Origin of the sequence: Rhodopseudomonas sp. BR0G17 (assembly GCF_010907025.1) — a bacterium.
Lineage (GTDB): Bacteria > Pseudomonadota > Alphaproteobacteria > Rhizobiales > Xanthobacteraceae > Rhodopseudomonas > Rhodopseudomonas palustris_H.
The window spans coordinates 1-6,025 of sequence record NZ_QUML01000068.1 but is presented as its reverse complement, the minus strand read 5'-3'; the positions used below and the strand labels follow the sequence as shown (position 1 = coordinate 6,025).

The following is a 6,025-nucleotide window of genomic DNA, read 5'->3' as shown; positions in this document are numbered from 1 at the left end:
GGGCGCGGCCCGCAACCGGGCGCTCCTGCGGGCGGTCCGCCGCCGCGGCCACAAGCTGGTCCCGGAGCCCCGGGTGCCGGACCCGCCGTCGCGCCGGCCCCTTCGCCTGAGCGCAGCCAATCTCAGCCGGCTCAGCCGCCGCAACCCGCCGCTGCGCCAGCGGTCGCACCGCCGCCACCTCCGCCGCCGGCGGTGGCGCGGCAGGCGCTGACTCCCATCGCTCCCGGCGCGCAGGCGCCTGGGCCGCGCAACCTCTCCGACTTCCGTAGCCAGCGCCGCGAAGTCAACGAGAACGGACGGATCGTGATCACCGAGCCGGGTCGTATCATCGTGCGCGATCCGAGCGGTCAGGAGTTCATCCGCCATAACGAGGTGGATCGCTTCCGCTACGGCGCGCGCGACATCCGGGTCGACGATCGCGGCGACGAACGGCGCACCATCGTGATCCGTCCCGATGGCAGCGAGATCATCAATGTCACCGGGCGCGACGGTCAGCTGCTGCGGCGTATTCGCCGCGACCGCGACGGCCGCGAGATCATCATCATCGACAACAGCTACGGTCCGCGCGACCGGGCCAACTTCTATGTCGACCTGCCGCCGCCGGTGATCCGGATTCCGCGCGATCGCTACATCGTCGACTACGAGGACGCATCGCCGGAGCTGATCTACGAAACCCTGGAAGCACCGCCGGTCGAACGGATCGAGCGTCGCTACACCATGGACGAGATCCGCTACAGCCCGGCGGTGCGACAGCGGATGCCGTCGATCGACCTCAACACCATCAACTTCGACACCGGCTCGTGGGACATCCCCCCGGATCAGGCCGCGAAGCTGCAGGTGATTGCGGACGGTCTCAACCGGGCGATCCAGCGTAACCCGCGTGAGGTGTTCCTGATCGAAGGCCACACCGATGCGGTCGGCAACGACACCGACAATCTGTCGCTGTCGGATCGTCGCGCCGAGGCGGCTGCCGCACTGCTGACTCAGCAGTTCGGGGTGCCGGCCGAGAACCTGACCTCGCAGGGTTATGGCGAGCAGTATCTGAAGATCCAGACCCAGGCTCCGGAGCGTCAGAACCGCCGCGTCACGATCCGGCGCATCACGCCGCTCCTCAATGGCGGTCAGGCGTCGCTGCCGCCGCCGCCTCCGGGCGTGGCACCGCCGCGCTGAGCGGACGGGAGTTTCTCGACAACAAAAAGCCGCGGACCCGTCCGCGGCTTTTCCTTTTGGCCTGTGCTGCTGTCCTCAGCGCATCACCACCACCTGAGTGCCGACCGGGACGCGCTCGTACAGATCGGTGATGTCGTCATTCAGCATCCGGATGCAGCCATAGGACACGAAACCGCCGATCGACTGCGGCCGGTTGGTGCCGTGGATGGCGTATTCGCCGCCCGCCAGCGTCATCGCCGCGACGCCCATCGGGTTGGCGGGCGATCCGCCCGGGATTACGTCCGGAATGGTCGGGACATCGCGCTTGACGTCGGCCGGCGGAGCCCAGGCCGGATTGCGATATTTGCCGTCGATTTTGGTGGTGCCGGCCCACTGCTTACCGGCCTTGCCGACGCCGACCGGATAACGCACCGCATGGCCCGGCTCGACCACCAGGTACAGCCGCCGCTCGCCGGTCCTGACCACGATCGTCCCCGGCGAATAGTCGCCGCGGAAGACGACCAGATCGGGCCGCGCCTCGGCCCGCGGCGCGGTCAATACGCCGGCGCCCGCCACAACCGCGACCGCCATGGCCAATTTCGCCGAACGAGATCCAAAAGACATTCAGTCTCTCCAGTTTCCTCGCACCGGACAGCTTCGCTCCGGCGCCCCTCAGCGCCCGCGATGGTCGCAGCGTGAACTAACCAACCGGTGTGTGCTGGAGGACCGAAATGAACGCAGGCGTACCATTGAAGAAAAATCCGGGGAACAAAGTAAATGTCCGGCAAACAACACCCGCCGGCAAAATGGTCGCGAGTCGGGTTCCTCGCCCGGATGTGATCGAATCAGCACAGCTTGACCGGGGCGAAAGCCACCCCGCCGGCGCTGTGTACCAACGTCCACGCGATCCCGGCGCGCGTACCCGCCAGACGCGAAAAGGCCCCGCCTGCGAATCACAGGCGGGGCCTTTGGAGAATGGATGCGTCGCTGGGCTCGGTTAGCCGGCCTAGTGGTGCTTGTTCTGGCGATGCTCGACCAGATCGTCGACCACCGCCGGATCGGCCAGCGTCGAGGTGTCGCCAAGCGAGGACGGCTCGTCCTCGGCGATCTTGCGCAGGATACGGCGCATGATCTTGCCGGAGCGGGTCTTGGGCAGGCCGGGCGCGAACTGGATCAGGTCGGGCGAGGCGATCGGACCGATGTCCTTGCGGACCCAGGCGACCAGCTCCTTGCGCAGCTCCTCGGTCGGCTCTTCGCCGGCCATCAGCGTGACGTAGGCGTAGATGCCCTGGCCCTTGATGTCGTGCGGATAGCCGACCACGGCCGCTTCCGACACCTTGGGGTGCGCCACCAGCGAGGATTCGACCTCGGCGGTGCCCATGCGGTGGCCCGAGACGTTGATGACGTCGTCGACCCGGCCGGTGATCCAGTAGAAGCCGTCGGCGTCGCGCCGGCAGCCGTCGCCGGTGAAGTACTTGCCCTTATAGGCCGAGAAGTAGGTCTGCTCGAACCGGGCATGGTCGCCGTACACGGTGCGCATCTGGCCCGGCCACGAACGGGCGAGGCAGAGGTTGCCAGTGCATTCGCCTTCCAGCACGTTGCCCTCCGGATCCAGGATCTCGGGCACCACGCCGAAGAACGGCCGGGTCGCCGAGCCGGGCTTCAGCTTAGTGGCGCCGGGCAGCGGGGTGATCAGGATGCCGCCGGTCTCGGTCTGCCACCAGGTGTCGACGATCGGGCAACGGTCCTCGCCGACGACGCGGTGGTACCACTCCCAGGCTTCCGGATTGATCGGCTCGCCGACCGAGCCGAGCAGGCGGAGCGACTTGCGCGAGGTCTTCTTCACCGGCTCGTCGCCGGCCTGCATCAGCGCGCGGATCGCGGTCGGCGCGGTGTAGAAGATGTTGACCTTGTGCTTGTCGATGACTTCCCAGAACCGCGAATTGCTCGGGTAGTTGGGCACGCCCTCGAACATCAGCGTGGTCGCGCCGTTGGCGAGCGGACCGTAGAGAATGTAGCTGTGGCCGGTGACCCAGCCGACGTCGGCGGTGCACCAGTAGATATCGCCGTCGTGATAATCGAAGACGTACTGGTGCGTCATCGACGCGAACACTAGATAGCCGCCGGTGGTGTGCAGCACGCCCTTCGGCTGACCGGTCGAGCCCGAGGTGTAGAGGATGAACAGCGGGTCTTCGGCGTGCATGTGCTCGACCGGGCACTCGGTCGTCACCATCTCGGCCGCTTCGTGGTACCAGAAGTCGCGGACGTCATCCATTTCGACCGCGACGCCGGTGCGCTTGACCACCATCACCCAGTCGACGCCGTCGCACTTCTTCAGTGCCGCGTCGACATTGGCCTTCAGCGGCACCTTGCGGCCGCCGCGCAGGCCTTCGTCTGCGGTGATCACGATCTTCGACTTGCAGTCGTTGATGCGGCCCGCGAGGCTGTCGGGCGAGAAGCCGGCGAACACCACCGAGTGGATCGCGCCGATCCGGGCGCAGGCCAGCATCGCGAACGCGGCTTCCGGGATCATCGGGAGATAGATGGTGACGCGGTCGCCCTTGCCGACATTGCGGTTGCGCAGAATGTTGGCGAACTTGCAGACTTCGTCGTGCAGCTCGCGATAGGTGATGCTGCGCGACTGCGAAGGATCGTCGCCTTCCCAGATGATCGCGACCTGGTCGCCGCGCTTGTCGAGGTGGCGGTCGATGCAGTTGTAGGCGGCGTTGAGAACGCCGTCCTCGAACCACTTGATCGAAATATTGCCGGGCGCGAACGACCAGTTGTCGATCTTGGTCGGCGCCTTGATCCAGTCGACGCGCTTGGCGTGCTCCGCCCAGAATCCGGTCGGATCCGTCACCGAGCGCTCGTACATCTGGCGATATTTGGCGTCGTCGACGAAGGCGCGGCTCGCCCACTCTGCGGGCACGTCGTAGATCTTCTCGGACATTTGTTCCTCCACAAAAACGCGGTCGATGCCGCACCCGCCGTCGGTGCTCGACCGCAACCCCGCTGCAACCGGCGACTCACCCGCCAACGAGTCTGGCTCCGCCGATCGTTGATCCTGCGATCCGGGCGAAGTCATGGAAACGCTACGGGGGAGCATCGCCGGTGAAGAGACGTGCGATCGTCTCAGCCTCCGGCTGTTGTTGTTGAGACAATTATGCGTCGGCCCGCCGGGCCGCGACAAGCGGTGCAGTCATCCGACTTTCGGCGCTGATCGCGCGCATGTGCAGAGCCGTGATCGCGATGCGTGCGCCGCGGCGGCGCGCCTGCCGGAACGAGTGTGGGGCTGGCGCATTAGCTGGGGGCTCTGGCGCGGGAATGTTAACGGTATGATCGATCGGCAGAATTTCGAACTTCCCGAAACCGGGATGGACGCATCGGTCGGTTCGGCCGGCGAGCCAGTGAGCGTTGCCGAGCTTGCCGAAGACCTCGGTCTGCATCTTGGCGAAGTCGATCATCTGACGATCCGCCGCATTAAGCGCGGCAAGCGATGGCAATATCTGCGCGCCGATGGTTCGCAGGTGAAACAGCAAAGCACCATTTGCCGGCTGAATGCGCTGGCTGTGCCGCCGGCCTACCAGGATGTCCGCTACGCCGCCGATCCGGCTTCGCATCTGCAGGCGGTCGGCCGCGATGCTGCCGGTCGGCTGCAATACCGCTACCACTCGGATTGGGAGAAGGTCAGAGAAGCCCGCAAAGCGCATCGGTTAGCGCAGCTTGTCGGAGCGCTGCCGAAGATCCGTCGCGCCGTTGGCAAGCACCTGTCGGGTGATGAGCCGACCCGGGAGTTTGCGCTTGCGGCGGTCATCGAACTGATCGCCCGCACCGCGATCCGTCCCGGCAGCGAGTCCTATGCGCGGCTCAACGGTACTCGCGGCGCTGCGACGCTGCTGAAGTCCAACGTGGCGATCGAGGACGATTGTGTGACCCTGTCGTTCAAAGCCAAGGGCGGTAAAGCGGTGCGCAAGGAATGCGGCGCGGCCCGGCTGGTGCGGGCTATCGGCATCTTGCGCAAGCTGCCGGGCAAACGGCTGTTCCAGTATGTCGGCGCCGACGGGGAGGTGCATCCGGTCTCGACCTCTCAGGTCAACGTGTTCCTGCGCGACCTCGCCGGCATCCGGATTTCGCTGAAGGACTTTCGCACCCTGATGGCCTCGGCGGTGGTGCTGGAATCGCTGGCGCGGATCGAGCCGGCGACCAGTGCCCGCGGCCGGCGCAAGCAGGTGCTGGAGGCGGTGCGGATGGCAGCCGACGAGCTCGCCAACACCCCCTCGATCTGCCGCAAGAGCTATGTGCACGCCACCATCGTCACCGCGTTCGAGGACGGCATTCTCGAACGCTTCGCTTCGACCCTGAAGGGCACCCGCTCCCAGGCCAAGCGCGAACAGCTGCTGGCGCAGGTGGTGATGGCAGCTGCAGCCTGAGGCCGCCCGTCAGTTTGGTGTCCAGCCGCAGGCAGCGAGCCGCGGGTGCATGTGCGCGGGCGGCGGCGCGGTGACCACCACCGGCGGTTTGTTGCGCGACAGCGGGATGACGATCTCGCGGGCATGCAGATGCAGCCGCGGTTCGCCGAACCGCGGCCCGTTGCCGTAGATGTTGTCGCCGAAGATCGGCCAGCCCATCGCGGCGCAATGCACCCGGAGCTGATGGGTCCGGCCGGTGATTGGCTCAAGCGCCAGCCAGGTGAGGTGCGTCGGGGGAGTCGCACCGAATTTGGCGCCCGGCTTTCGAGACAGATCATCGACCTCTCCCCCAGCACTGCGAGCCCCCTCTCCCGCTTGCGGGAGAGGGTTGGGGTGAGGGCGCCCCAAGGATGGCGTCTCGTTGTGGACCCCCACCCCCGACCCCTCCCCGCAAGGGGGAGGGGAGC

Annotated in this window: 5 protein-coding genes; 2 read left to right on the top strand and 3 right to left on the bottom strand. The window is 66.5% G+C overall.

Going from position 1 to position 6,025, the window contains the following annotated elements; genetic code table 11:
• Positions 1 to 1,170, top strand: a 1,170-nt coding sequence (locus tag DY467_RS25030; protein ID WP_246701643.1) for an OmpA family protein, incomplete at its 5' end; no start/stop codon positions are given.
• Between the two features lie 75 nt (positions 1,171 to 1,245).
• Here the strand turns inward: DY467_RS25030 and DY467_RS25025 are convergent.
• Both DY467_RS25025 and acs read right to left on the bottom strand, forming a co-directional pair.
• Complete coding sequence (locus DY467_RS25025; RefSeq protein ID WP_164639725.1) at positions 1,246 to 1,773, bottom strand: L,D-transpeptidase; 528 nt, start codon at positions 1,771 to 1,773, stop codon at positions 1,246 to 1,248.
• Between the two features lie 382 nt (positions 1,774 to 2,155).
• Positions 2,156 to 4,099 carry an acetate--CoA ligase gene (gene acs, locus DY467_RS25020; protein ID WP_164639723.1) on the bottom strand — a complete coding sequence of 648 codons (1,944 nt, stop codon included), beginning with the start codon at positions 4,097 to 4,099 and terminating at the stop codon, positions 2,156 to 2,158.
• 424 nt (positions 4,100 to 4,523) lie between these two features.
• Between acs and DY467_RS25015 the strand changes: the two genes are divergently transcribed.
• Positions 4,524 to 5,579 (top strand): DNA topoisomerase IB, encoded by a 1,056-nt coding sequence (locus DY467_RS25015; protein ID WP_164639729.1) that lies wholly within the window; start codon positions 4,524 to 4,526, stop codon positions 5,577 to 5,579.
• Between the two features lie 9 nt (positions 5,580 to 5,588).
• Here DY467_RS25015 and DY467_RS25010 read toward each other — a convergent pair.
• On the bottom strand, positions 5,589 to 6,025 hold a 437-nt coding region (locus DY467_RS25010), incomplete at its 5' end, for a pseudouridine synthase family protein (RefSeq protein WP_246701642.1).

What these genes read in the sequence shown, in the direction of transcription:
- DY467_RS25025 (WP_164639725.1), bottom strand. Translation starts at nt 1,773, where the DNA reads ATGTCTTTTGGATCTCGTTCGGCGAAATTGGCCATGGCGGTCGCGGTT.
- acs (WP_164639723.1), bottom strand. Translation starts at nt 4,099, where the DNA reads ATGTCCGAGAAGATCTACGACGTGCCCGCAGAGTGGGCGAGCCGCGCC.
- DY467_RS25015 (WP_164639729.1), top strand. Translation starts at nt 4,524, where the DNA reads ATGGACGCATCGGTCGGTTCGGCCGGCGAGCCAGTGAGCGTTGCCGAG.